A 25,116-nucleotide genomic window follows, 5' to 3' on the forward strand; every position below is an offset into this window, starting at 1 on the left:
GGGTACGGCCCACCGGCACCCGCCACCTGGCACGACGAAGGCCCGGCACCACCTCGGTGCCGGGCCTTCGCGCAGCTGCTTGCCTACTCGTCGTGCGTGTCCGCCGCCTCGACCTCTTCCCGGGTCACCCCGAGGAGGTACAGGACGGTGTCGAGGAAGGGGAAGTTCACCGCGGTGTGCGCTGCCTCGCGGACGACCGGCTTGGCGTTGAAGGCGACGCCCAGGCCGGCCGCGTTGAGCATGTCGAGGTCGTTGGCGCCGTCGCCGATCGCCACGGTCTGGGCCAGCGGGACCCCCGCCTCGGCGGCGAACCGGCGCAGCAGCCGGGCCTTGCCCGCGCGGTCGACGATCTCGCCGACGACCTTGCCGGTGAGCTTCCCGTCGACGATCTCCAGCGTGTTGGCCTGTGCGAAGTCGAGGCCCAGCCGCTCCCTGAGGTCGTCCGTGACCTGGGTGAACCCGCCCGAGACGACACCGACTTGGAAGCCGAGCCGCTTCAGCGTACGGATCAGCGTGCGCGCCCCCGGCGTGAGCCGCACCTCGCTGCGCACCTTGTCGACCACCGAGGCGTCGAGCCCCTCCAGCAGCGCCACGCGCGCGTGCAGCGACTGCTCGAAGTCCAGCTCCCCGCGCATCGCGGCCGCCGTCACCTCGGCGACCTCCTTCTCGCACCCGGCGTGCGCGGCGAAGAGCTCGATCACCTCGTCCTGGATGAGCGTGGAGTCCACATCCATGACCACCAGCCGCTGGGCCCGCCGGTGCAGCCCCGCCGCGACCACGGCCACGTCCACGCCCAGCGCGACGGACTCGGTCACCAGCGCGGTCCGCAGTGTCTCCGGCTCCGTACCGGACACCGCGAACTCCACGGCCGTCACCGGGTACTTGGCGAGGCGGAAGATACGGTCGATGTTGCCGCCGGTCGCCGTGATCCGGGCGGCGATGCGGGCGGTGGACTCGGCGGTCAGCGGGTGGCCGAGCACGGTGACGTGCGAGCGGCCGAGGCCACGCGGCCGGTTGTCGCCCAGGCCGGAGATGATCTCCGCCTGCATCTTCATCGACTCCGCCCAGCTGTGGACGGTCGCCCGCAGGTCGCCCTCCTGTCCGGCGGGCGGCTCGGTCACGAGCGCGCACAGCACCATCCGGCCACGGGTGACGACCTGCTCGATGTCGACCACGTCGACGGAGTACGCGCCGAGGGTGTCGAACAATCCAGCGGTGATGCCCGGCCGGTCCTTGCCGAAGATCTTGACGAGGAGAGTGGGGACGTCAGAGGAGGTCTGCGAAGCGCTCATGATGCACCAACCGTATCCGGCGCCCCGTGCCTTTGCCCCTGAGGTCCGCCCAGCGGACGGAGAACACTGGGTTACCAGCGATTGAAGCGCACCCGGATCGTGTACGACGCCACGGGGAGAGACCTCCCGCATCACCCCCGCATCAGCCCCGCGTCACCCGGCATCAGCCCCGTGTCTCCCGGCATCAGCCCCGTGTCTCCCGGCATCAGCCCCGTGTCTCCCGGCATCAGCCCCGTGTCTCCCGCTGTCCCAGCTGCGGGCAGTCGTGCCGCTGGGGCGGTGGGGACACCTCCCGATCGAGTGAAGCCGGGAGTGGGGGAGAGTGGGCGCAGCGGCACCCGCCGAGCGCCGGTGAGCGCCTCCCCGGCTGCCTCAACGCCCCCGGGGCCCCCGTGGCGGAGGAGGCGGTGGCGGCCCTTCCTCCGGGGGCGGCGGCGGTGCCGGCCAGGTACCCGACCCCGACCCTGATCCGGACCCCGCCCCCGAGCCCGGCCGCCGAGGCGGCGGCGGGAACCGCCGCACCACCGTGGGCGCCTCATACACGTCGGGCGGCCGCTGCGCTCCCGGGCCTCCGGAGCTTCCGGAAGCCCCCGGACCGCCTCCCGCCCCCCGCCCGTCCCCGCCTCGCCCCACAGCCCCCCGCCCGTGCTCCCGGGGCTCCCGCGCCTCCCGCGACCCCGGCGGTTCCTGCGGCCTCCGCAGCTGCTCCGGCAGCCGCAGATACGGATTGGTGTCCGGGTTCGGCGGCCGGTACGGCGTACCCGGCGTGTACGGCCCCGACGAGGAGCCCGACGCACGGGTCTCGTACGCCTCGGTGGTCGACGCGGTCCCGCCGCTCCTCGCCTCCCCCCGAGCCAGCGGCGAGGCCCGCCGCCCGGCGGCCCCGGTCGCGCACGCCAGCAGCGCCCCGGCGGCCCCCGCCCCCGCACCCCACAGCGCGCCCAGCACCAAGGCCATCGCCGCCTGCCCGCGTAGCTCGATCCCCGCGTCGAACGCGTCGATGCCGAACACGGCCAGCGAGGCGTCCACCGACACCTCCGTCAGCCGGACGAGCAGCGGCAGTGCCACCGCCGTCGCGAGCCCGAGCCGAAGCGCGCAGCGTGCGGCGAAGCCGAGCGCACCCCCGCCCCGTACATTCGCACCGGCCCCGCCCCCGGCAGCGACGGCAGCCGATTCCCGTTCAAAAGGCGTACGGACGGCGGTCAGGACCCCCGCGTACAACATCATCAGCGCGGCCCCGAGGCCCAGCAGCCAGACACGGCCGTCCAGTTCGGCGAGGCGGCCGAGGGTGACGGACTCGTCGGCGCTGACGCGCAGCAGCTCGTCGAGGGGGTCGGGCAGCAGGTCGGCCAGTGCGCCGGTGGCCTTGCCGTCCCAGGGGACGAGGAGGCCGATGGGGACGCCGAGCCAGACGCCGTTGGGCGCGCCGAGCAGGGCGGCGCCGGCGATCCGCTTGGGGTGAGGGTCGCCGACCGCCGCGTACACCGCCGCCGCGAGCCCGGCCAGGACCGCCACCAGGAGCACGCCGACCACGGCGGACACGGCGGGCCGTACCACCCGGTGCACGGCGGCGAGGCCGGCCGGCAGGGGCGTGCGGCGCGAGGCCAGCAGGGCGATGAGCAGCACTCCGGCGCACCAGAGCAGGCCGCCGAGCAGGGTGGGAACGGTGTCGACGGTGAAGCCGACCTCGGCGTTCGCGTCGGCCAGGTCCCCGAGCCGGTCCGGCAGCAGGCCGCCGCCGATGTCCCCGATGTCGCCGAGCCCGGGGATCTCCACGTTGTCGAGGTCGCCGCCGCCCGGCAGTTGTGAGTCGATCCCCAGTTGGCTGCCGTCGAGGGTGATGACGGCGTTCCCGGCCCAGGCCAGCCCACCCATCAGGGCCACGAAGAGCGCGAGCACCGTGCCCGCCCGCGCGAGGAGTTCGCCGGGCGCGATCTCAACTCCCGTGCCGCGCAGGGACCGTAGGAAGAACCAGGACAGCAGGAGCGCCCCCACCAGGCCCACGCCCAGTGGCGTGATCTCGATGGCGGTGGTGGCCTGCGCTCCTTCCAGGCCAAAGACGGATACATCGCCGGACGGCGTCACCGAACCACCCGCCCCGAGCGCCACAACCGCCGCCGTCATGGGCCCCAGTTCGCCCGCCGAGTCGGCCTCCAACAGATGCAGACCGAGTGCCGCCGTGCCCGCCATCCCGATCAACGCCCAGCTCACGGCGGCGATCGCGGAGAACAGTACGTCCCCCCACGGCACGCTCCTGCCATGGCCAACGGTCTGCTTGCTCATGGTCGGACCCCCCGATCCGCATCGCGGCGTTGCACCGCTGATGTCCCCCTCGCGTGGGATTACCACTCTCCGGCCGGGTTTCGACCCCGTCAACGGGCCCGGCGGACGGGCCCGTACGTACTCTTCACAAGGCCCGACTTTCGGTCAGGGGGCCGAGCCTGAAATAGTTCCCCCCGATGTTCGACATCCCTAGACTCCCTGTGATGGGGGTAACTCGGGGGACAACTCAGTGGGGCTGGAGTGCCGGAACTCGTACTGGAATTGAACGGACAAACCTGGACGCTCGATCCGTCCAGGGCATATACCCTCGGACGTGATCCGCAGGGGGACATCGTGTTCGACGACGCCAGGGTCTCCTGGCGTCACGCCACGATCAGCTTCAGCGGCCGTAGTTGGGTGATCGAGGACCACGGCAGCACCAACGGCACCTTCGTGCAGGGCCAGCGGATCCACCAACTGGAGATCGGGCCCGGCTCGGCCGTCCACCTCGGCAACGCGACCGACGGTCCGAGACTCGGCCTGTCCGGCGCTGCCGCACAGCCGCAGCAGCAGCCGTTCGCCGCCCAGGGCGCGAGCGCCGGATACGCCGCCCAGCAGGCCCCGCAGCAGCAGGCGCCGCAGGCGGGCTGGCAGCAGCCACAGCAGGCACAGGTCCCGCATCAGCAGGGCTTCCCGCAGCAGGGCCCCGGTGGTGGCGCGGGGGCGCCGCCGGTCTACGGCGACCGCAGCCCGACCACGTTCCACCAGCTGGCCCTCGGTCGGGTCATGCGCATCGGTCGTGCGCTGGAGAACGAACTGGTCGTCTCCGACCTCCAGGTGTCGCGCAACCACGCCGAGTTCCACGCGACCCCCGACGGCCGCTTCGAGATCCGCGACCTCGGCTCGCACAACGGCACGTTCGTCAACGGTATGCCGATCGCCAAGGGCGGCACGGCACTCCTGGGCCCGAACGACATCGTCGGCGTCGGCCACTCGACGTTCCGTATCGTCGGCGACCGCCTCGAGGAGTTCGTCGACACCGGTGAAGTCTCCTTCTCCGCACGTCACTTGACAGTCACCGTCGACGGCGGCAAGCAGATCCTGAAGGACGTCTCCTTCGGCGTTCCGGAGAAGTCGCTCATCGCGGTCATCGGCCCCTCCGGTTCCGGCAAGTCGACCCTGCTGAAGGCGCTCACGGGCTACCGCCCCGCCAACCAGGGCGACGTCCTCTACGACAACCGGAACCTGTACAAGCAGTTCGCCGAGCTGCGCCAGCGCATCGGTCTGGTCCCGCAGGACGACATCCTGCACAAGGAGCTGACCGTCAAGAAGGCCCTCAAGTACGCGGCCAAGCTGCGCTTCCCCGCCGACACCACGGCTCAGGAGCGCGACGCCCGTATCGACGAGGTGCTGCGCGAGCTGAAGCTCGACATCCACAAGGACAAGAAGGTCACCTCCCTCTCCGGCGGCCAGCGCAAGCGCGTCTCGGTCGCCCTGGAGCTGCTGACCAAGCCGTCGCTGATCTTCCTGGACGAGCCGACCTCCGGCCTCGACCCGGGTATGGACCGCGACGTCATGCAGCTGTTGCGCGGTCTCGCCGACGACGGCCGTACGGTCCTGGTGGTCACCCACTCGGTGGCCGAGCTGGCGATCTGCGACAAGCTGCTGGTGATGGCCCCGGGCGGCTCGGTGGCGTACTTCGGTCCGCCCGAGGAGGCCCTGAACTTCTTCGGCTACGAGACCTGGGCCGACGTCTTCTCCGCCTTCGAGAACTACCGCGACTACGACTGGGCGGGCCGCTGGAAGGGCTCGCAGCACTACCAGATGTACGCCGCGGACATCGACGCCGTCGCCCCGCAGTCGGTGCACATGCCGCCGCCGCAGTCGATGCGCCCGCCCAAGCCGCAGAGCTGGTTCTCGCAGCTCGGCACCCTGGTCCGGCGCTATGTCTCCGTGATCGTGTCCGACAAGGGCTTCCTGGCGCTCACGGTGATCCTGCCGGCCGTGCTCGGCGCGGTGAGCCTGCTCATCGACCCGGACAAGGACCTGCTGGTCAGGAAGTTGAATCCGGCGACGGGCATGCCCATCCCGAACGGCACGGCCACCACGGTGCTGCTGATCCTCGCGGTCGGCGCGTGCTTCGCGGGCGCCGCCAACTCCGTCCGCGAGCTGATCAAGGAACGGGTGATCTACGAGCGCGAGCGGGCGACCGGTCTGTCGCGTTCTGCGTACCTGATGTCCAAGGTCATCGTCCTCGGCGCGGTCACCGTGTTCCAGGGCGCCATGGTCGGCGCGATCGGCTTCTCCAGCCGGACGATCCCCGACGAGGCGCTGATCTTCGGCGAGGGCAAGTTCGCCGTCATGCTCGAACTCTCCATCCCGATCATGGGACTCGGCTTCACGTCCATGATGTTCGGCCTGGTCATCTCCTCGCTGGTGAAGACCGCCGAGAAGACGATGCCGCTGCTGGTCATGTTCGCGATCATCCAGGTCGTGTTCACCGGCTGCCTCTTCGCTCTGCACGGCAGCCCCGGCGTCAACGAGTTCTCGTACCTGATGCCGTCGCGCTGGGCGGTCGCCGCCGCGGGTGCCACGCTGGACTTCAACAACATCAGCCCGCCCAAGGAGGCCGGCGACACGGACCCGCTGTGGGACCACACGGTCGGCGCCTACAGCCTCGACATGATCGCCCTCATCGTGCTCGGCGTGCTCTGCGGTGTCCTCGTGGCCCGCTTCCTGCGCCGCCACGAGCCGGAGGTCATGCGGAAGTAGCCTCCACCGGCACACGCCGAAGGGCGGCACCCCGGCCGGGGTGCCGCCCTTCGGCGTAGGTGTCAGAGGTCCGCGTCGGCCTCAGTACGCGCTGTTGACGTTGTCGATCGACCCGTAGCGGTCGGCGGCGTAGTTCGCGGCGGCCGTCAGGTTGGCGACCGGGTCGTACTGGCTCCAGGCCGTGCCGGGGACGTGGTACGCGTCGAAGGTCGGCTTGATGACCTGCAGCAGACCGATCGACGGAACGCCGTTCTGGGCGTTGATGTCCCAGTTGTTGATGGCGTTCGGGTTGCCCGAGGACTCCCGGATGATGTTCTTGTGCAGGCCGTTGTAGGTGCCCGGGATCTTGTGCTTCTTCATGATGTCGAGCGCCTCACGGATCCAGCCGTCGAGGTTGTCCGGGTACGTCTTGGCGGCGGCGGCCTTGAGGGGGGCGGCGCGCTTGGCGGACCGGCTCGCGGCCTCCTTCTTCGCGCGCTCCTGCTCGGCCTTCTTCTTCGCCGCGGCCGCTGCGGCCGCCTCGGCCTTCTTGTCGGCGTCGGCGGCCTGGTCGACGACGCTCGCCTTGACCGTCTGGGCCGGGTTCTGGCTGAACGCCGCCGGAGCCGCGGACACCGTCTGCGTGGCGGTCTGAGCCTCGGCCGGCACCAGCGAGAACGCGAGGGCGGTGGCACCGAAGGCGGCCGCTGCGGCGAACGAGAGCTTGTGGGTCTTGGTCAGCGCGAGACTGCGGCCGGGGATCTTGGCGTTCTTGAGCATGAGTGAGGGACCTCTTCGAATAGCGCGGAGGTCGCTCTCGTGCCGGGTGGGGGACACAGCTCTTCCAGCACAAACGCCGCGGGGAGACCGCGGCGTCGAGCGACGGTTGCCATTCTTAGCGGCCGCAAAATCGCGTGGCAAAGGTGTGACGTACGATCCCGGGTAGTTGGACCGGAACCGGCAAAACGGGACAGAACAGCACGTCTTTCCCGCTCATGCCGCCCTTATGTATCTCCTAGGGAGCTTCGTACGTGACGTGCGCCCTATGGGGGGCCTCACACCGCGCGGGACAGGGGCTCACCGGCAGTTGCTGCCGCAATGCTCTGCGTGAGGCGCCTTCGGCGGCAGGATGAGATGCACATCCCCGAACTCGTGCCACAGGTAGAGCCCCCCGACCGCCTCCTCGTACGCGCGGTCGATCACCGCCCGCCCCGCGATCGCCTCCAGCATCAGCAGATGCGAGGCCTCCGGCTCGTGCAGCCCGGTCAGCAGCCCGTCGACCACCCGCACCCCGCGCTCCGGGGTCACCACCAGATCCGTCCAGCCCTCCCGCGCCCGGACGACGCCGTCGGACCCGGTGGCCGACTCCACGGCCCGCACCGCCGTCGTCCCCACCGCGACGACCCGCCCGTCACCGGCCCTCGCCGCGTTGACCAGCCGTGCCGACGCCTCCGGCACCGCGAACCGCTCCGGATACGGCGGCTCGTGCGCCTCCGCCGACGCCACCCCGGTGTGCAGCGTGACCGGCGCGAACCGCACACCCCGGCTCACCAGCTCCGTCACGAGCCGCGCCGTGAACGGCCGCCCCGCACTCGGCATCTCCGCGCTCCCCGCCCCGTCGTCCGACGGCAACGCGAACACCGTCTGATACACGGACAGCGGCTGATCCCGCTCCGTATAGGAGTAACGAATGGGCCGCCCGTGCTCACGCAACACCGCCAGGACGTCGACAGCCGGTCCTTCGACAGCCGGTCCTTCGGGCTCGGCGAGGGTGTCGGGAGCCGGTCCTCCGGGCTCTGCGAGGACGTCGGCAGCCGGTCCTCCCGGCTCGGCGAGGGGGTCCGCCGCCGCCCGGGCCCACCACAGCCGCTCGCCCCGCTCGCTCAGCGGCTCCTCCAGGACCAGCCGTACGCCCCCGGGGAGCCGCACCTCCATCCCCGCGGGAACGCCCGCACGCGCGCGCGTGGTGCCGCGTCCGTCCGGATCCCGCAGCTCGACGGCCCACCGTCCGTCGTCGCCCCGTGTGGAGAAATGCACCACCACGCGCGCGTGCCCGACCGCCCCGTCCACGGCCGCCGCCAGCGTCGGCGAGGTGTTGACGACCAACAGATCGCCCGCCTTCAGCAGCCCCGGCAGTTCCGCGAACGCGTGGTGCGACACCTCCGTACCGCGCGAGACCAGCATCCGTACGGCGTCCCGGTCGAGACCCGGCCCGCGCTGCTCGGCCGGCACGCGCGCGTGCAGCCCCTCCGGAACACGCACCGTCGCCGTCGTCATCGCCCCTCCAACAGGGACGGCGCCCCGTAGCGGCCACTGGCCGGCCGCTCGTCGAGCAGCCGCAGAAAGGCGGGCACGACATCGGCCGGGGCGGGCCGCGGATCGTCGTCGTCCGGTACGGCCGCCGCGTACAGGTCCGTGCCCATGTCACCGGGATCGACGGCCCACACCCGCAGACCCGGCTCCTCCTCGGCCAGCACCGCCGACAACTGGTCCAGCGCCGCCTTCGAGGCCCCGTACCCGCCCCACGTCCCGTACGCCTCGGCCGCCGCGTCCGAGCTGACGTCGATCACCGCGCCCGCCCCGGCGGCCCGCAACAGCGGCAGCGCCTCCTGGACCAGCCCCAGCGCCGCGACCACATTGACCTCCAGGGCCCGCCGCAGCCCGTCCAGGGGCAGCCCCTCCAGCCGTACGAGCGGCTCGGCGCCCAGCGCACTCGCGTTGTTCACCAGCAGATCCACCCCGCCCAGCCCGCGCGCCGCCGCCACCAGCGCGGCCCGGTGCCCGGCGTCCGTGACATCCCCCGGCAGGGCCTCCACCCGCGTCCCGTACGCCGACAGCTCCGCCGCCGTCTCCTTCAGGACCCCGGCGGTCCTGGCGTCCAGCACCAGATCCCATCCGCGCTCCGCCAGCGCCGTGCCGAGTGCCCGGCCCAGCCCCTTCGAAGCCCCCGTGATGATCGCTACCGGCATGACATCCGTCCCCTCGTCCTCGGCCGCCGCCCGAACCGATCGGCGGTGATCTCAACGTAGGAACGGACCGCCCCCGCCGCCTCGTGCGCGGGCCGCAGAGCGCCGGGGCCCTTTGCCCTAGGCCGTCGGCCGGACCCTGAGACCTGGTCCCGGGTCCTAGGTCCCAGGCCCCGGGCAGGGACTCCGGCAGGCTGATCCGCGATGTCGGACCCCGCCGGTACGGTGAGGTCATGAGTCAAGGTCCACGGTCCGGCCTCGCCGCGGTGAGCTCCGCGCTGCTGGCCATGAGCAGGCACCTGGAGGTGCGCGACGTCCTCAAGACGATCGTCGCCTCCGCACGTGAGCTGCTCGACGCGGAGTACGCGGCGCTCGGCGTCCCCGACGACCACGGCGGCTTCGCCCAGTTCGTCGTCGACGGCGTCAGCGACGCCCAGTGGAAGGCCATCGGCCCCCTCCCGCGCCAGCACGGCATCCTCGCCGCGATGCTCCACGAGGCCACCCCGGAGCGCCTGGCCGACGTCCGCAAGGACCCCCGCTTCGAGGGCTGGCCGAGCGCCCACCCCGACCTGGTCGACTTCCTGGGCCTGCCCATCCGCGACGGCGACGAGGTCATCGGCGCGCTCTTCCTCGCCAACAAGCGGTGCCCCAAACCCGAGGGCGGCTGCGGCTTCACCGAGGAGGACGAGGACCTGCTGGCGATCCTCGCCCAGCACGCCGCTTTCGCCCTGACCAACGCCCGCCTCTACGAACGCAGCCGCGAGCTGACCATCGCCGAGGAACGCTCCCGGCTCGCCCACGAGCTCCACGACGCCGTCAGCCAGAAGCTCTTCTCCCTGCGCCTGACCGCCCAGGCCGCGGCCGCCCTGGTCGACCGTGACCCCTCCCGCGCCAAGGGCGAACTCCAGCAGGTCGCCGCGCTCGCCGCCGAGGCCGCGGACGAGCTGCGCGCCGCCGTCGTCGAACTGCGCCCCGCGGGGCTCGACGAGGACGGTCTGGTCGCCACCCTGCGCACCCAGATACACGTCCTGGACCGCGCCCACAGCGCCCGCGTCACCTTCTCCGGCCGCGGCGCCCGCGCACTGCCCGCCGCCCAGGAGGAGGCCATGCTGCGCGTCGCCCAGGAGGCCCTGCACAACGCCCTGCGGCACTCGGGAGCCGAGCACGTCGACGTCACCCTCGACCGGCACGGCGGCGGAGCCGTCCTGCGCGTCACGGACGACGGCGCCGGCTTCGACTCCCAGGCCGTACGCCGCGCCGGACGCCACCTCGGCCTGGTCTCGATGCGCGACCGGGCCGGCGGGGTCGGCGGCCGGCTGACCGTGGAATCGGCGCCCGGAAAGGGCACCACGATCGAGATGGAGGTCCCCGGTGGCTGACGCGATCAGGGTGCTGCTCGTCGACGACCACCAGGTGGTCCGCCGCGGCCTGCGCACCTTCCTGGAGGTGCAGGACGACATAGAGGTCGTGGGGGAGGCCGCCGACGGCGCCGAAGGAGTCGCCCGCGCCGAGGAGCTCCGGCCCGACGTCGTCCTCATGGACGTCAAGATGCCGGGCATGGACGGCGTGGACGCGCTGCGCAAGCTCCGCGAACTCGACAACCCAGCGCGCGTGCTCATCGTCACCAGCTTCACCGAGCAGCGCACGGTCGTCCCGGCTCTGCGCGCCGGAGCCGCCGGGTACGTCTACAAGGACGTGGACCCCGACGCGCTGGCCGGCGCCATCCGCTCGGTGCACGCCGGACACATCCTCCTCCAGCCGGAGGTCGCCGGTGTGCTCCTGTCCCAGGAGGAGGCCAACTCCGGTCAGGGAAGAGGCGGTTCACTCACTGAGCGGGAGCGCGAGGTGCTCGGCCTGATAGCCGACGGCCGCTCCAACCGTGAGATCGCCCGCGCGCTCGTCCTCTCCGAGAAGACGGTCAAGACGCACGTCTCGAACATCCTCATGAAGCTCGACCTGGCGGACCGCACGCAGGCCGCGCTGTGGGCGGTACGCCATGGTGCGACCGGATGACGGTCGGATTGTCCGGCAACATGGAGGGTTCCGCTCCGGGCTGAGATTCATACCGTCGGGTGTATGTCCCCCGGATGGCGCATCCTCGGGCGAGCCCCGCCGTTCTTCAGTGCGTGCTGCGTGCGACCGCCGCAGTGATCGCAAGGAAGGGCTCAAAGTGAAGAACCTGAAGAAGGCCGCCGCTGTCACGATGGTGGCCGGTGGCCTCGTCGCCGCCGGTGCCGGTATGGCCTCCGCCACCGACGGCGGGGCGCACGCCGACGGCAAGGCCATCGGCTCGCCGGGTGTCGTCTCGGGCAACGTCATCCAGGCCCCGGTCAGCATCCCCGTGAACGCGGTCGGCAACAGCGTGAACGTCGTCGGCATCCTGAACCCGGCCTTCGGCAACCTGGGTGTCAACCACTGACGTTCCCGCCCCGGAGCATCAGTGACCACCGGCCTTCCAGGCGTGCCCTGGGAGGCCGGTCAGGTTTTCGCCTCATCCGCTTCCCCTGTCCTCGTACCGTCGCCCCAACGAGCCGAACGGGCCGTTCCCGCCGCCCGTCCGTGCCACCGTGCGTCGGCCCGGCGTTGATCAGCGCACGGCCCGCGGGCGGGTCGGACACGTACGACGCAGGAGGACGCAGCTCATGAACATCGCCAAGAAGGCCGCCCTGACCGTCACCGCCGCCGGTCTCGCCGCGGGCGCCTCGTCCGGTGCCGCCGTCGCCGACTCGGTCGCCAACAGCGCTGCCGTGGGCTCCCCGGGCGTCGCCTCCGGCCTCGACGTCCAGGTCCCGGTCGACGTCCCCCTCACCGTCCAGGGCCTCAGCGCCAACCTGATCGCCGCCCTGAACCCCGCGTTCGGCAACATCACGGCCAACCGCTGACCTACACCGCGCTGTGCCGAGGCCCCGCAAACCTCCCGGGTTCGCGGGGCCCTCGGCTGTGCTGCGGGGCTCGTGCAGGACCGCCCGATAGCTCGGGGCTACGGGTGTGTTCGGCGCCCGCGGGTCGTACGTGCCTGATCGCGCAGTTCCCCGCGCCCCTTAAGGGCCGCGGCCCCGCTGCCATAGCCGGCCCAGCGGGCAGTCGTGCCGGAGCAAGCCTGCCGTCGTAGCTGCGGGCAGTCGTGCCGCTGGGGCGATGGGGGCCACATCCCGCTCGAGCGAAGCCGAGAGTGGGGGAGGGTGGGCGCAGCGGCACCCGGCGAGCGCCGGTGAGCGAAATCCCGCCTCGAGCCCGACCGCAGTCGCCGGCCAGCCAGTGACAAAGGCTCAGCGGACCCCACCGCAGCGGTCACCCCCGCTCCCGTTCCTCCACGAACGCGTTGTACGCCGCCACCTGCGCCCGCCGAGCCGTCCGCTCCACCGGCCGCAGCGCAGCCGTCCGCGAGGCCATCTCGGAGGCGCTCACAGCGCCGCCGTGGCCGTTCTCGTGGGCCACCGAGATCAGCAGCCCCACCCGCTGCGCCAGCTCCAGCACCCGTACCGCACGTGGCGGATACCCGGGCGCCAGCACCTCCCGCCCCCGCTCGGCCCGCGCCCGATACGCGTCGATCGCCGCCTCCGCCACCGGCCCGGACGCCGCGACGTCCAGCCGCGACAACACCGCGGTCGCGTCCCGCAACGCCTCCGCCAGCTCCCGCTCGGCCTCCCCGAGCGACGGCACATCGGCCGGCGGAGCCTCCCGCACCTCCAGGCAGTGCCACACCACCTCGACATGCACATCACCGGCGGGCCCCACCGAGTACACCTCCGGCACCAGCCCCAGGGCACCCCCGTGGCAGACGACCGCCTCCTCCGCCTCCAGCGCCCGCTTGTTGAACTCCGGCGGCCCGCTCAGCCCCAGCGGATGCCCCGGCGCGGGCAGCGCGACCCGCAGCCCGGTCACCCCGAGCGCCCGCAGCCGTCCCAGCGCGAGCGTCAGCCCGACGGGCGCCGACTCACCGGGCAACCCCTCCACCCGGTGCACCGCGTCCTCCCCGACGATGGCGAGCACCGCGTCATCCGGCGAGACAAGTCCGGCAAGCAGGGCATTTCCCCATGAGGCGAGGCGCCCTGAGCGTGGTTCCGAGAGCATGCCCCCACCCTAAGGACCGACCGATGGAATGGACCGCCCGACCGGTGGCGTAGATTTCCCTGAGGGCTGCGCCCACCCGGCGGTGGCTCCAACCACAGGCGTACGCGACAGCCGAGACAGGCCGACACTGCAAGGGGAGACAGCGCGCTCATGAGCGATGTTCTGGAGCTGGAGGACGTATCCGTGGTCCGCGAGGGCCGGGCTCTGGTGGACCAGGTCTCCTGGTCGGTCAAGGAGGGCGAGCGCTGGGCCATCCTCGGCCCCAACGGCGCCGGGAAGACCACCCTCCTGAACATCGCGTCCAGCTACCTCTACCCCAGCACGGGCACCGCCACGATCCTCGGCGACACCCTCGGCAAGGTCGACGTCTTCGAGCTGCGCCCCCGCATCGGCATGGCCGGCATCGCCATGGCGGAGAAGCTCCCCAGGCGCCAGACCGTCCTGCAGACGGTCCTGACCGCCGCCTACGGCATGACGGCCACCTGGAACGAGGACTACGAGGAGATCGACGAACTGCGCGCCCGCGCGTTCCTCGACCGCCTCGGCATGACCGAGTACGTCGACCGCAAGTTCGGCACCCTCTCCGAGGGCGAGCGCAAGCGCACCCTCATCGCCCGCGCCCTGATGGCCGACCCCGAGCTGCTGCTCCTCGACGAGCCCGCCGCCGGCCTCGACCTCGGCGGCCGCGAGGACCTCGTACGCCGTCTCGGCCGCCTCGCCCGCGACCCGATCGCCCCCTCCATGATCATGGTCACGCACCATGTCGAGGAGATCCCCCCGGGCTTCACCCACGTCCTGATGATCCGTCAGGGCAAGGTCCTCGCCGCGGGCCCGCTGGAGCTGGAGCTCACCTCCCGCAACCTCTCCCACTGCTTCGGCCTCCCGCTCGTCGTCGCCCAGAACGGCGAGCGCTGGACCGCCCAGGGCCTGCCGCTCACCTGACCTCCAACTTCTCCCGATCTTCCGCCGGTCGGGCGCCCCGGGTCCACAACCAGGCTTCGGCGCACCCGACTTGGCGGCCGTCTGTACGCGATCTTTGACCGTGCGCTCTGTTCGGCGGGACGATCGCGGTTCTACCATTGCGGTTGTGGACAGCATCGACGCATGGGTGTGGTGGCTGATCGGCGCGGCCGGGCTCGGGATCGCCCTCGTCGTGACCGCGATGCCCGAGTTGGGCATGCTCGCCCTGGGCGCCGTCGCCGGCGCCGTGACCGCGGGGCTGGGCGGCGGTGTCGTACTCCAGGTCGTCGTCTTCGCGATCGTCTCCGTCGCGCTCATCGCCGTCGTACGGCCCATTGCGGCCCGGCACAGATCGCAACGGCCCCAACTCGCGACCGGGGTCGACGCGTTGAAGGGCAAACACGCCGTCGTCCTGGAACGGGTCGACGGCGCGGGCGGCCGTATCAAGCTGGGCGGCGAAGTCTGGTCCGCCCGCGCGCTCGACACCGGCCAGGCCTTCGAGGTGGGTCAGGAAGTGGACGTCGTGGAGATCGAGGGAGCCACGGCGATCGTCATGTGACCTCGCACGATGTGGTCACGAGGCGATGACGCTATGACCTGAACGGCCCACCTGGCAGGCGGTGTTCTGCCAGACTCGACCAGCAAGATCTTCAACGGTCCGAACAGACATAAGATCTTCAGGAAGCGCCACGGCAGAGAAGGGCACGGGGAGCAAACGATGGAACCGATCATCATCGTCCTGATCATTCTGGTGGTGTTGGTCTTCATCGCCCTGATCAAGACCATCCAGGTGATTCCACAGGCCAGCGCGGCCATCGTCGAGCGGTTCGGCCGCTACACGCGCACACTCAACGCGGGCCTCAACATCGTCGTCCCGTTCATCGACTCCATCCGCAACCGCATCGACCTCCGCGAACAGGTCGTGCCGTTCCCGCCCCAGCCGGTGATCACCCAGGACAACCTGGTCGTGAACATCGACACGGTCATCTACTACCAGGTCACCGACGCCCGAGCCGCCACCTACGAGGTCGCCAGCTACATCCAGGCGATCGAGCAGCTCACCGTCACCACCCTCCGCAACATCATCGGTGGCATGGACCTGGAGCGGACCCTGACCTCCCGCGAGGAGATCAATGCGGCCCTGCGCGGTGTCCTCGACGAGGCCACCGGCAAGTGGGGCATCCGCGTCAACCGCGTCGAACTGAAGGCGATCGAGCCGCCGACCTCCATCCAGGACTCGATGGAGAAGCAGATGCGCGCCGACCGCGACAAGCGCGCCGCGATCCTCACCGCCGAAGGTACGCGCCAGGCGGCCATCCTCACCGCCGAGGGTGAGAAGCAGTCCCAGATCCTCCGCGCCGAGGGTGAGGCCAAGGCCGCCGCCCTGCGCGCCGAGGGCGAGGCCCAGGCCGTCCGTACGGTCTTCGAGGCCATCCACGCAGGCGACCCGGACCAGAAGCTCCTCTCCTACCAGTACCTCCAGATGCTCCCGAAGATCGCCGAGGGCGACGCCAACAAGCTCTGGATCGTCCCCAGCGAAATCGGCGACGCCCTCAAGGGCCTCTCCGGCGCCATGGGCAACTTCGGCAACCTGGGCGGAGGTTCGGGTGGCGGAGGCAACTCCGGCGGCGGCTCCGACCGCCGCGAGAAGCCGTCCATCGACTGAGGCACACAACGATGGGCCCGCCTTCGAAGAGAAGGCGGGCCCGGATGCCTTTAGGGGCGCGGGGCTGTGTCGACATGCGGCTCCGCCACGTGGGCGCGACAAGCCACAACGCACCCGCAGGCAACCCACAACGGCGGCCCCACGGCGCTCTGGCGGAGCCCTACGCGGCCGTCGGCTGCGCCAGCCACGCAGGCAGCGCGTCGAAGTCGTCCTGCCCCAGCGCCAGCAGCATCGCGTCGGCCGGCGTCGGCTCGAACGGCTGCCGCAGCAGCGGCATACCCGCCTGCTCCGGAGTCCGGTCGGCCTTGCGGTGATTGTCCTCGGCGCACGACGCGACCGTGTTCAGCCAGGTGTCGCCACCGCCCCGCGACCTCGGCACCACATGGTCGACGGTCGTCGCCCGCCTGCCGCAGTACGCGCACCTGTGCCTGTCCCGTACCAGGACACCCCGCCTCGACCACGGTGCTTGTCTTCGGAACGGCACTCTTACATACCTGCAGAGCCTGATCACCCGGGGCGCCGGTATATCGACCGCGGCTCCGCGCATGCGCAGTTCGGGGTGGGTCTGCTCGACGACGGCCTTGTCCTGCAGTACGAGAACGACGGCTCTGTTGAGCGTCACCGTCGACAGCGGCTCGAAGCTCGCGTTCAGTACCAGCGTGTCCCGCATTCCAGCCCACCTCCTGTGCACCAGCCCACTCCTCGGCGGGCTTGGATCAACTTTGGCCGGGCACGCCGAGATGGACAACGCAATAAAAAATGCCCGTCTCTGATCACTTCCAAGACCAGAGACGGGCAAACGTTCCGTGAACGTCCGGCTTCCTTACTTTTCCGCCACAGCGGCGTACTCACCGATGAGTTGAGCGCGCGCCAGAGTATGGAATCGCAGGTTGAATCCGACCACAGCGGGCGAAGCGTCCGAATCCGGGCCGAGCTTCTCCTGATCCACGGCGTACACCGTGAACACATAGCGGTGCGCCGGATCCCCGGGCGGCGGCGCGGCCCCACCGAAGTCCTTCGTGCCGTAGTCGTTGCGCACCTGGACGGCGCCCTCGGGCAGCCCCTCGAACTTTCCCGAGCCCGCACCCGTCGGCAACTCCGTCACCGATGCCGGGATGTCGAACACGACCCAGTGCCAGAACCCGCTCCCCGTGGGGGCGTCCGGGTCGTAGCACGTCACGGCGAAACTCTTGGTCTCCGGCGGGAAGCCCTCCCAGCGCAGCTGCGGCGAGGTGTTCCCGCCCGCGTACACCTGAGCGTCCTTGAGCGTCGTACCCGCATCGACGTCCTCGCTCGCGACCGTGAAGGACGGCACGACCGGGTGGAAATCGTGGGGGAGCGGCGGCCTCTTAGGCTCGGTCACCTCGGTACCTCCTGGTGGTTCTGGTGTCGGTGGGGTTCCAGACGTATCGAGCCTAGAACCAGCTGCGCTTGCTGCCGACCTCCGACAGCCACTGGTTCAGATAGGCGGCCCAGTCCGTGCCCTGATAGTCGTGCAGCCCCACCTTGAACGCGCGGAACGAGTCGCTGCCCTCGCTGAACAGACCCGGCTTCTTGTCCATCTCCAGCACGACGTCCATCTCGCGCTCGTCGGCGACGAAGCTCAGCTCGACCTGGTTGAGGCCGTGATACTGCTGCGGCGGGAAGAACTCGATCTCCTGGTAGAAGGGCAGCTTCTGCCGCGTACCCCGGATCTGACCGCGCTCCAGGTCCGCGTTCTTGAAACGGAAGCCCAACTGCACGAAAGCGTCCAGGATGGCCTGCTGCGCCGGCAGCGGGTGCACATTGATCGGGTCCAGGTCACCGGAGTCGACCGCACGCGCGATCTCCAGCTCGGTGGTCACACCGATGTTCATGCCCGGCAGGGTCTGCCCCTGGATCGTGGTGACCGGCGTCTCCCACGGGATCTCCAGCCCGAACGGCACGACATGGACCGCCTCGGCCTTCAGCTCGAAGGCGCCACCGAGCCGCTGCTTGGTGAACTCGATGTCCTGCTTGTACTCCGCGTCCTGGCCCTCGACCTCGACCTTGGCCTGCAGCCCGACCGACAGCGCCTCGATCTGCTGGTCCACGGAACCGCCCTGGATCCGCACCTCACCCTGGACGACACCACCCGGCACGACATTGACCTCGGTCAGCACCGTCTCGACCGAAGCGCCACCGGCACCCAGACTCGCGAGCAGCCGCTTGAACCCCATGTCTCTTCCTCCCGTCGGGCAACGCCCGTGTATCTGCGTGCCTCAGTGTTCTCTGTGGTGTGGATCGCTCTGTGTGGCCTGGATCCTTGATCCCTACAAACGCAGACCGACGGCGACCGGTTCCGCGTCCCGCCCCTTTGAACCCTTCCAAGGAGGACGCCCCTCCGCCACCCGTCGGCCCGCACCCATCTGGACTAGGCTCGTACGCCATGATCGCGAGCCCCGACCGTACGCCCCTCGCCCGCGAGTTCTTCGACCGCCCCGTACTGGAGGTGGCGCCGGACCTCCTGGGACGCGTCCTCGTCCGCACCACCCCGGAGGGTCCGATCGAACTCCGCCTCACGGAGGTCGAGGCCTACGACGGTATGAACGACCCCGGCTCCCATGCCTATCGCGGACGCACCGCCCGCAACGGCGTGATGTTCGGTCCGCCCGGCCATGTGTACGTCTACTTCACCTACGGCATGTGGCACTGCATGAACCTGGTGTGCGGTCCGGAGGGCCGGGCGAGCGCGGTCCTGCTGCGTGCCGGCGAGATCACCGAGGGCGCCGACCTCGCGCGCAAACGTCGAATCTCAGCCCGAAATGACAAGGAACTGGCCAGAGGGCCCGCCCGCCTGGCCACGGCCCTGGATGTGGACCGCGCCCTCGACGGCGAGGACGCCTGCGCTCCCGACACCTCACCCCTCACGGTCCTGACCGGCACCCCCGTCAGCCCTGACCAGGTTCTCAACGGTCCCCGCACCGGAGTCTCCGGAGATGGTGGCGTCCACCCATGGCGCTTCTGGATCGCCAACGACCCGACAGTCAGCCCCTATCGGGCCCACGTCCCCCGTAGGCGCTCAACTTGACTCGCTTCTGGGCGATCCGTAAGGTAGCCCGAGCCGCTTGAACCGGTTACGGCGATCAGCCAGCAGCCGAGAGCGGCCAACCCACTACCTACAACATCCCCTCGGCGGGGGCGCATTAGCCATGCCCTAATTCCCGCCCGCAGCGCTCAATTATGAGTTGCCGAGGGAATCGGCTAACGTAGTGAATGTCGAAAGGCCGCAAGGGAAACCGCGAGGCCTAAAGGCAGCCGAAAGGCAAATCCCGCCGACAGGGAATCGGATCGGAAAACGATCTGATAGAGTCGGAAACGCAAGACCGAAGGGAAGCGCCCGGAGGAAAGTCCGAGAAGTTGCTCGGGTGAGTACAAAGGAAGCGTCCGTTCCTTGAGAACTCAACAGCGTGCCAAAAATCAACGCCAGATATGTTGATACCCCGTTCCCGGCCATGTGGTTGGGGCGAGGTTCCTTTGAAAAAACACAGCGAGGACGCTGTGAACGGCCGGGCTTATTCCGCCTGGTTGTTCCGCTCTCGTGATGTGTGCACCCGATTACGGGTAAACATTCACGGAGAGTTTGATCCTGGCTCAGGACGAACGCTGGCGGCGTGCTTAACACATGCAAGTCGAACGATGAACCACTTCGGTGGGGATTAGTGGCGAACGGGTGAGTAACACGTGGGCAATCTGCCCTTCACTCTGGGACAAGCCCTGGAAACGGGGTCTAATACCGGATACAACCACCGGCCGCATGGCCTGGTGGTGGAAAGCTCCGGCGGTGAAGGATGAGCCCGCGGCCTATCAGCTTGTTGGTGAGGTAACGGCTCACCAAGGCGACGACGGGTAGCCGGCCTGAGAGGGCGACCGGCCACACTGGGACTGAGACACGGCCCAGACTCCTACGGGAGGCAGCAGTGGGGAATATTGCACAATGGGCGAAAGCCTGATGCAGCGACGCCGCGTGAGGGATGACGGCCTTCGGGTTGTAAACCTCTTTCAGCAGGGAAGAAGCGAAAGTGACGGTACCTGCAGAAGAAGCGCCGGCTAACTACGTGCCAGCAGCCGCGGTAATACGTAGGGCGCGAGCGTTGTCCGGAATTATTGGGCGTAAAGAGCTCGTAGGCGGTCTGTCGCGTCGGATGTGAAAGCCCGGGGCTTAACCCCGGGTCTGCATTCGATACGGGCAGACTAGAGTGTGGTAGGGGAGATCGGAATTCCTGGTGTAGCGGTGAAATGCGCAGATATCAGGAGGAACACCGGTGGCGAAGGCGGATCTCTGGGCCATTACTGACGCTGAGGAGCGAAAGCGTGGGGAGCGAACAGGATTAGATACCCTGGTAGTCCACGCCGTAAACGGTGGGAACTAGGTGTTGGCGACATTCCACGTCGTCGGTGCCGCAGCTAACGCATTAAGTTCCCCGCCTGGGGAGTACGGCCGCAAGGCTAAAACTCAAAGGAATTGACGGGGGCCCGCACAAGCAGCGGAGCATGTGGCTTAATTCGACGCAACGCGAAGAACCTTACCAAGGCTTGACATACACCGGAAACGGCCAGAGATGGTCGCCCCCTTGTGGTCGGTGTACAGGTGGTGCATGGCTGTCGTCAGCTCGTGTCGTGAGATGTTGGGTTAAGTCCCGCAACGAGCGCAACCCTTGTTCTGTGTTGCCAGCATGCCTTTCGGGGTGATGGGGACTCACAGGAGACTGCCGGGGTCAACTCGGAGGAAGGTGGGGACGACGTCAAGTCATCATGCCCCTTATGTCTTGGGCTGCACACGTGCTACAATGGCAGGTACAATGAGCTGCGAAGCCGTGAGGCGGAGCGAATCTCAAAAAGCCTGTCTCAGTTCGGATTGGGGTCTGCAACTCGACCCCATGAAGTCGGAGTTGCTAGTAATCGCAGATCAGCAGTGCTGCGGTGAATACGTTCCCGGGCCTTGTACACACCGCCCGTCACGTCACGAAAGTCGGTAACACCCGAAGCCGGTGGCCCAACCCGTGAGGGAGGGAGCTGTCGAAGGTGGGACTGGCGATTGGGACGAAGTCGTAACAAGGTAGCCGTACCGGAAGGTGCGGCTGGATCACCTCCTTTCTAAGGAGCATCTAGGCCGTCGAGCTTGCTCGGTGGTCCAGGGCCACAACGCAGGCGAATGTTCTGCGGTGGTTGCTCAAGGGTGGAACGTTGATTATTCGGCACGGTCGGTATGGATGAGAGCGCTAGTACTGCTTCGGCGTGGAACGTGAAGCTCATCGACGGATCGTGTCGGGCACGCTGTTGGGTGTCTGAGGGTATGGCCGTGTGGCTGCCTTCAGTGCCGGCCCCAGTGAACTCCGGTTGTTGCCGGGGGTGATGGGTGGTTGGTCGTTGTTTGAGAACTGCACAGTGGACGCGAGCATCTGTGGCCAAGTTTTTAAGGGCGCACGGTGGATGCCTTGGCACCAGGAACCGATGAAGGACGTGGGAGGCCACGATAGGCCCCGGGGAGTCGTCAACCAGGCTTTGATCCGGGGGTGTCCGAATGGGGAAACCCGGCAGTCGTCATGGGCTGTCACCCTTGCCTGAACACATAGGGCAAGTGGAGGGAACGCGGGGAAGTGAAACATCTCAGTACCCGCAGGAAGAGAAAACAACCGTGATTCCGGGAGTAGTGGCGAGCGAAACCGGATGAGGCCAAACCGTATGCGTGTGAGACCCGGCAGGGGTTGCGTATACGGGGTTGTGGGATCTCTCTTCTGTCGTCTGCCGGCGACAGGACGAGTCAGAAACCGTTGATGTAGGCGAAGGACATGCGAAAGGTCCGGCGTAGAGGGTAAGACCCCCGTAGCTGAAACGTCAACGGCTCGTTTGAGAGACACCCAAGTAGCACGGGGCCCGAGAAATCCCGTGTGAATCTGGCGGGACCACCCGCTAAGCCTAAATATTCCCTGGTGACCGATAGCGGATAGTACCGTGAGGGAATGGTGAAAAGTACCGCGGGAGCGGAGTGAAATAGTACCTGAAACCGTGTGCCTACAAGCCGTGGGAGCGTCGCGCATCGAGCTTTGCTCGGTGCGTCGTGACTGCGTGCCTTTTGAAGAATGAGCCTGCGAGTTTGCGGTGTGTTGCGAGGTTAACCCGTTGTGGGGTAGCCGTAGCGAAAGCGAGTCCGAATAGGGCGTTTGAGTAGCACGCTCAAGACCCGAAGCGGAGTGATCTAGCCATGGGCAGGTTGAAGCGGAGGTAAGACTTCGTGGAGGACCGAACCCACCAGGGTTGAAAACCTGGGGGATGACCTGTGGTTAGGGGTGAAAGGCCAATCAAACTCCGTGATAGCTGGTTCTCCCCGAAATGCATTTAGGTGCAGCGTCGTGTGTTTCTTGCCGGAGGTAGAGCACTGGATAGGCGATGGGCCCTACCGGGTTACTGACCTTAGCCAAACTCCGAATGCCGGTAAGTGAGAGCGCGGCAGTGAGACTGTGGGGGATAAGCTCCATGGTCGAGAGGGAAACAGCCCAGAGCATCGACTAAGGCCCCTAAGCGTACGCTAAGTGGGAAAGGATGTGGAGTCGCACAGACAACCAGGAGGTTGGCTTAGAAGCAGCCACCCTTGAAAGAGTGCGTAATAGCTCACTGGTCTAGTGATTCCGCGCCGACAATGTAGCGGGGCTCAAGCGTACCGCCGAAGTCGTGTCATTTCAGCATGAGGGCCAACGCCCGCTGGGATGGGTAGGGGAGCGTCGTCTGCCGGGTGAAGCAGCCGCGGAAGCGAGTTGTGGACGGTTGACGAGTGAGAATGCAGGCATGAGTAGCGATACACACGTGAGAAACGTGTGCGCCGATTGACCAAGGGTTCCTGGGTCAAGCTGATCTGCCCAGGGTAAGTCGGGACCTAAGGCGAGGCCGACAGGCGTAGTCGATGGATAACCGGTTGATATTCCGGTACCCGCTGTGAAGCGTCAAACATTGAACCAGGCGATGCTAAGTCCGTGAAGCCGTTCCGGACCCTTCGGGGAAAGGAAAGTGGTGGAGCCGACGGACCAGACCTGTAGTAGGTGAGTGATGGGGTGACGCAGGAAGGTAGTCCATCCCGGGCGGTGGTTGTCCCGGGGTAAGGGTGTAGGACGTCAGGTAGGTAAATCCGCCTGGCAATAGTCTGAGACCTGATGCCGAGCCGATTGTGGTGAAGTGGATGATCCTATGCTGTCGAGAAAAGCCTCTAGCGAGTTTCATGGCGGCCCGTACCCTAAACCGACTCAGGTGGTCAGGTAGAGAATACCGAGGCGTTCGGGTGAACTATGGTTAAGGAACTCGGCAAAATGCCCCCGTAACTTCGGGAGAAGGGGGGCCATCACCGGTGATCCGATTTACTCGGTGAGCTGGGGGTGGCCGCAGAGACCAGCGAGAAGCGACTGTTTACTAAAAACACAGGTCCGTGCGAAGCCGTAAGGCGATGTATACGGACTGACGCCTGCCCGGTGCTGGAACGTTAAGGGGACCGGTTAGTGCGCTTTCGGGCGTGCGAAGCTGAGAACTTAAGCGCCAGTAAACGGCGGTGGTAACTATAACCATCCTAAGGTAGCGAAATTCCTTGTCGGGTAAGTTCCGACCTGCACGAATGGCGTAACGACTTCTCGACTGTCTCAACCATAGGCCCGGTGAAATTGCACTACGAGTAAAGATGCTCGTTTCGCGCAGCAGGACGGAAAGACCCCGGGACCTTTACTACAGTTTGATATTGGTGTTCGGTTCGGCTTGTGTAGGATAGCTGGGAGACTGTGAAGCTCGGACGCCAGTTCGGGTGGAGTCGTCGTTGAAATACCAGTCTGGTCGTGCTGGATGTCTAACCCGGGTCCGTGATCCGGATCGGGGACAGTGTCTGATGGGTAGTTTAACTGGGGCGGTTGCCTCCTAAAGAGTAACGGAGGCGCCCAAAGGTTCCCTCAGCCTGGTTGGCAATCAGGTGGTGAGTGTAAGTGCACAAGGGAGCTTGACTGTGAGACCGACGGGTCGAGCAGGGACGAAAGTCGGGACTAGTGATCCGGCGGTGGCTTGTGGAAGCGCCGTCGCTCAACGGATAAAAGGTACCCCGGGGATAACAGGCTGATCTTCCCCAAGAGTCCATATCGACGGGATGGTTTGGCACCTCGATGTCGGCTCGTCGCATCCTGGGGCTGGAGTCGGTCCCAAGGGTTGGGCTGTTCGCCCATTAAAGCGGTACGCGAGCTGGGTTTAGAACGTCGTGAGACAGTTCGGTCCCTATCCGCTGCGCGCGCAGGAATATTGAGAAGGGCTGTCCCTAGTACGAGAGGACCGGGACGGACGAACCTCTGGTGTGCCAGTTGTTCTGCCAAGGGCATGGCTGGTTGGCTACGTTCGGGAGGGATAACCGCTGAAAGCATCTAAGCGGGAAGCCTGCTTCGAGATGAGTATTCCCACCCCCTTTGAGGGGTTAAGGCTCCCAGTAGACGACTGGGTTGATAGGCCAGATATGGAAGGCGGGTAACCGCTGGAGTTGACTGGTACTAATAGGCCGAGGGCTTGTCCTCAGTTGCTCGCGTCCACTGTGTTAGTTCTGAGACAACGAACAGTTGTCGGCTTTGAGCTGAGCATCTAACTGAAGAGTGTGCTTGTTCGCTCGAAACCAATAGGGTTTCGGTGGTCATAGCGTGAGGGAAACGCCCGGTTACATTTCGAACCCGGAAGCTAAGCCTTACAGCGCCGATGGTACTGCAGGGGGGACCCTGTGGGAGAGTAGGACGCCGCCGAACAATCTTTGAAGGACCCCTGGTCACCAGCGTTCAGCTGGGACTGGGGGTCCTTTTTTGTTGCCTTGGAACAAGCACAGCCCGGAGCGCGCCGGGTACCCGGCTGCGCGAGAATGACTTGCAGTACCGAAGACAGGAGTCACCATGTCCACCAACTCTCCCGACGATCGACCGGAGCGCGACCAGCGGCGACGGGACAGTGGTGACCGTGGCGGCTACCGGGGGGCACCGCGTCGGGACAACGACCGGCGCGACAACGACCGTGGTGGCCAAGGCCGGCCTGACGACCGCCGTAGCGACAATCGTCGTGGTGATGACCGCGGGGGCTTCCGTCGTGATGACAACCGTGGTGAGCAGCGCGGTGGCGGTGGGTTCCG

The 25,116-nt window shown here is 67.7% G+C and carries 18 protein-coding genes and 3 rRNA genes; 12 read left to right on the plus strand and 9 right to left on the minus strand.

Going from position 1 to position 25,116, the window contains the following annotated elements; translation table 11 throughout:
* Window positions 1-83 precede the first annotated feature (83 nt).
* Together serB and JIX56_RS36520 are read right to left on the minus strand one after the other, a co-directional pair.
* The gene (gene serB / locus JIX56_RS36515; protein ID WP_257547001.1) at window positions 84-1,292 is read right to left on the minus strand and encodes a phosphoserine phosphatase SerB; all 1,209 of its coding nucleotides are present in this window, start codon (window positions 1,290-1,292) and stop codon (window positions 84-86) included.
* Between the two features lie 372 nt (window positions 1,293-1,664).
* Complete coding sequence (locus JIX56_RS36520) at window positions 1,665-3,575, minus strand: streptophobe family protein (RefSeq protein WP_257547003.1); 1,911 nt, start codon at window positions 3,573-3,575, stop codon at window positions 1,665-1,667.
* Between the two features lie 240 nt (window positions 3,576-3,815).
* Between JIX56_RS36520 and JIX56_RS36525 the strand changes: the two genes are divergently transcribed.
* Window positions 3,816-6,326, plus strand: a complete 2,511-nt coding sequence (locus JIX56_RS36525; protein ID WP_257547005.1) for an ABC transporter ATP-binding protein/permease — start codon at window positions 3,816-3,818, stop codon at window positions 6,324-6,326.
* An 81-nt stretch (window positions 6,327-6,407) separates the two neighbouring features.
* On the opposite strand, the gene JIX56_RS36530 is transcribed toward JIX56_RS36525, so the two are convergent.
* The 3 genes from JIX56_RS36530 to JIX56_RS36540 form a co-directional block, all read right to left on the minus strand.
* Window positions 6,408-7,085 carry a transglycosylase SLT domain-containing protein gene (locus JIX56_RS36530; RefSeq protein ID WP_257547007.1) on the minus strand — a complete coding sequence of 226 codons (678 nt, stop codon included), beginning with the start codon at window positions 7,083-7,085 and terminating at the stop codon, window positions 6,408-6,410.
* Between the two features lie 297 nt (window positions 7,086-7,382).
* Window positions 7,383-8,582, minus strand: coding sequence for an S-adenosylmethionine:tRNA ribosyltransferase-isomerase (locus tag JIX56_RS36535; RefSeq protein WP_257547009.1), 1,200 nt, complete (start codon window positions 8,580-8,582; stop codon window positions 7,383-7,385).
* On the minus strand, window positions 8,579-9,274 hold the full coding sequence (locus tag JIX56_RS36540) for an SDR family NAD(P)-dependent oxidoreductase (protein WP_257547011.1): 696 nt from the start codon (window positions 9,272-9,274) through the stop codon (window positions 8,579-8,581). The genes JIX56_RS36535 and JIX56_RS36540 overlap by 4 nt, the downstream gene beginning before the upstream one ends.
* 230 nt (window positions 9,275-9,504) lie before the next feature.
* On the opposite strand from JIX56_RS36540, the gene JIX56_RS36545 reads away from it, so the two are divergent.
* The 4 genes from JIX56_RS36545 to JIX56_RS36560 all read left to right on the plus strand — a co-directional run bounded on the left by JIX56_RS36545 (window position 9,505) and on the right by JIX56_RS36560 (window position 12,153).
* On the plus strand, window positions 9,505-10,650 hold the full coding sequence (locus tag JIX56_RS36545; protein WP_257547013.1) for a GAF domain-containing sensor histidine kinase: 1,146 nt from the start codon (window positions 9,505-9,507) through the stop codon (window positions 10,648-10,650).
* Window positions 10,643-11,284: a response regulator gene (locus JIX56_RS36550; protein WP_257547015.1), complete on the plus strand. Its 642-nt coding sequence runs from the start codon at window positions 10,643-10,645 to the stop codon at window positions 11,282-11,284. Before JIX56_RS36545 ends, JIX56_RS36550 begins: the two co-directional genes overlap by 8 nt.
* Window positions 11,285-11,441: 157 nt before the next feature.
* Window positions 11,442-11,690 (plus strand): chaplin ChpE, encoded by a 249-nt coding sequence (chpE, locus tag JIX56_RS36555; RefSeq protein WP_257547017.1) that lies wholly within the window; start codon window positions 11,442-11,444, stop codon window positions 11,688-11,690.
* Between the two features lie 223 nt (window positions 11,691-11,913).
* On the plus strand, window positions 11,914-12,153 hold the full coding sequence (locus JIX56_RS36560; RefSeq protein ID WP_257547019.1) for a chaplin: 240 nt from the start codon (window positions 11,914-11,916) through the stop codon (window positions 12,151-12,153).
* A gap of 409 nt (window positions 12,154-12,562) precedes the next feature.
* Here the strand turns inward: JIX56_RS36560 and JIX56_RS36565 are convergent, their stop codons facing one another.
* Complete coding sequence (locus tag JIX56_RS36565) at window positions 12,563-13,345, minus strand: hypothetical protein (protein WP_257547021.1); 783 nt, start codon at window positions 13,343-13,345, stop codon at window positions 12,563-12,565.
* 150 nt (window positions 13,346-13,495) lie between these two features.
* Between JIX56_RS36565 and JIX56_RS36570 the strand changes: the two genes are divergently transcribed.
* The 3 genes from JIX56_RS36570 (at window position 13,496) to JIX56_RS36580 (ending at window position 15,971) form a co-directional block, all read left to right on the plus strand.
* On the plus strand, window positions 13,496-14,287 hold the full coding sequence (locus JIX56_RS36570; protein WP_257547022.1) for an ABC transporter ATP-binding protein: 792 nt from the start codon (window positions 13,496-13,498) through the stop codon (window positions 14,285-14,287).
* A 145-nt stretch (window positions 14,288-14,432) separates the two neighbouring features.
* A complete protein-coding gene (locus JIX56_RS36575) occupies window positions 14,433-14,864 on the plus strand; it encodes an NfeD family protein (protein WP_257547024.1) in 432 nt (143 codons plus the stop codon).
* A gap of 159 nt (window positions 14,865-15,023) precedes the next feature.
* Window positions 15,024-15,971 carry an SPFH domain-containing protein gene (locus tag JIX56_RS36580; protein WP_257547026.1) on the plus strand — a complete coding sequence of 316 codons (948 nt, stop codon included), beginning with the start codon at window positions 15,024-15,026 and terminating at the stop codon, window positions 15,969-15,971.
* A gap of 160 nt (window positions 15,972-16,131) precedes the next feature.
* On the opposite strand, the gene JIX56_RS36585 is transcribed toward JIX56_RS36580, so the two are convergent.
* From JIX56_RS36585 to JIX56_RS36595, 3 genes are all read right to left on the minus strand, one after another.
* Window positions 16,132-16,641, minus strand: a complete 510-nt coding sequence (locus JIX56_RS36585) for an HNH endonuclease (RefSeq protein ID WP_257547028.1) — start codon at window positions 16,639-16,641, stop codon at window positions 16,132-16,134.
* A gap of 153 nt (window positions 16,642-16,794) precedes the next feature.
* Complete coding sequence (locus JIX56_RS36590; protein ID WP_257547030.1) at window positions 16,795-17,334, minus strand: YbhB/YbcL family Raf kinase inhibitor-like protein; 540 nt, start codon at window positions 17,332-17,334, stop codon at window positions 16,795-16,797.
* 52 nt (window positions 17,335-17,386) lie between these two features.
* Window positions 17,387-18,169 carry a sporulation protein gene (locus tag JIX56_RS36595; RefSeq protein ID WP_257547032.1) on the minus strand — a complete coding sequence of 261 codons (783 nt, stop codon included), beginning with the start codon at window positions 18,167-18,169 and terminating at the stop codon, window positions 17,387-17,389.
* A 209-nt stretch (window positions 18,170-18,378) separates the two neighbouring features.
* Here JIX56_RS36595 and JIX56_RS36600 point away from each other — a divergent pair, with 209 nt between their 5' ends.
* The 4 genes from JIX56_RS36600 to rrf all read left to right on the plus strand — a co-directional run bounded on the left by JIX56_RS36600 (window position 18,379) and on the right by rrf (window position 24,742).
* Window positions 18,379-19,020, plus strand: a complete 642-nt coding sequence (locus JIX56_RS36600; protein ID WP_257547033.1) for a DNA-3-methyladenine glycosylase — start codon at window positions 18,379-18,381, stop codon at window positions 19,018-19,020.
* 540 nt (window positions 19,021-19,560) lie between these two features.
* A 16S ribosomal RNA gene (locus tag JIX56_RS36605) occupies window positions 19,561-21,086 on the plus strand.
* A 309-nt stretch (window positions 21,087-21,395) separates the two neighbouring features.
* A 23S ribosomal RNA gene (locus JIX56_RS36610) occupies window positions 21,396-24,520 on the plus strand.
* Between the two features lie 105 nt (window positions 24,521-24,625).
* Window positions 24,626-24,742: ribosomal RNA gene (rrf, locus tag JIX56_RS36615) — 5S ribosomal RNA — on the plus strand.
* The 16S, 23S and 5S rRNA genes sit together here, the layout of an rRNA operon.
* The last annotated feature ends 374 nt before the right edge of the window (window positions 24,743-25,116 follow it).

Source organism: Streptomyces sp. CA-210063, assembly GCF_024612015.1.
Classification (GTDB): Bacteria; Actinomycetota; Actinomycetes; order Streptomycetales; family Streptomycetaceae; genus Streptomyces.